Origin of the sequence: Mesorhizobium sp. M1E.F.Ca.ET.063.01.1.1, from assembly GCF_003998155.1 — a bacterium.
In the GTDB taxonomy this organism is placed as follows: domain Bacteria; phylum Pseudomonadota; class Alphaproteobacteria; order Rhizobiales; family Rhizobiaceae; genus Mesorhizobium.
This window is the reverse complement of sequence record NZ_RZSC01001230.1, coordinates 1-1071: the sequence shown is the minus strand read 5'-3', so window position 1 is coordinate 1071 and position 1071 is coordinate 1. Positions and strand designations below refer to the sequence as shown.

Here is a 1071-nt window from a genome sequence, read left to right as displayed (position 1 = left end):
GTGTTGTTGGCCGCCTGAAAGAGCTGGTAGCCGGGCGTCAGAAGCACGATCGCCGCCGCGTAGCCGGCGACGCCGAACAGCGCCGGCAACACCGAGAGCGCGACACAGCCAGCGGCCATCAGCGCCAGCCCGGCGACGACCATCGCCGACGCGCCGAGGCGATCGACGACGCGGCCAGCGACCACACCACACAGCGCCGACACGATCGGGCCGATGGAAAGGACGGCGCCGACCGGCGCCTCGCCGAGCCCCAGCGCGCGAGACAGGAAGAAGGGCCCGACCACCAGCGTCGCCATCATCACCGTCGAGACCAGCGCGTTCATGGCAAGGCTCGGCGCCAGCACCGGATCGCGGAACAGCGCGGGCTTGACCAAAGGCGAGGCCACCTTGCCCTCGACGTAGAGGAACAGCCCGGCGCCGAGAGCGGCGATGCCAAGCAGCGCGGCGTTCATGCCGCCGAAATGACCGCGCCCGATCGTCATCGTCAGCGCGTAGGCGGCGAGCGTCAGCGCCAGCAGGATCGTGCCCAGAATGTCGAAGCGTGGTTTGTCGCTCCTCGCCTCACGGACGAGTTTCGCCGCTGGGCGGAGAAGTTTCGCCGCTTGATCGGCAGGCAGGAAGCGGTGTGCGGCAACTACGGCCACAATACCGAGCACGGCATTGACGAGGAAGATCGCACGCCAGCCGAAAGAGGCGATCAGCACGCCGCCGAGCGTCGGTCCAAGGGCTGTGCCGATCGCCGACATGGTGCCGAGCAGACCCATGGCGCTGCCGATGCGCTCCCTCGGCACTGTCTCGCCGACGAAGGCAATGGTCAGTGCCATCATCACCGCAGCACCCAGGCCTTGCGCGGCTCGGGCGGCGACCAGCAGCGGCAGCGTCGGCGCGAGCGCCGCCGCCAACGACGCGGCGCTGAACAGGCCAAGGCCGGCGACCAGCAGCAAGCGGCGACCGACGAGATCGCCCAGCCGTCCGACGCTGACGATGAGCGCGGTGATGGCCAAGAGATAGGCGAGCACCACCCACTGCACCGCCGGGAAGGAGGCAGCGAAGACTATGCTCAGCGTCGGC

The 1071-nt window shown here is 69.1% G+C and carries 1 protein-coding gene; it reads right to left on the bottom strand.

Features of this window, described 5'->3' with window-relative positions; all coding sequences use genetic code 11:
- On the bottom strand, nucleotides 1-1071 hold a 1071-nt coding region (locus tag EOA29_RS37485; RefSeq protein WP_127222462.1), incomplete at both ends, for an MFS transporter.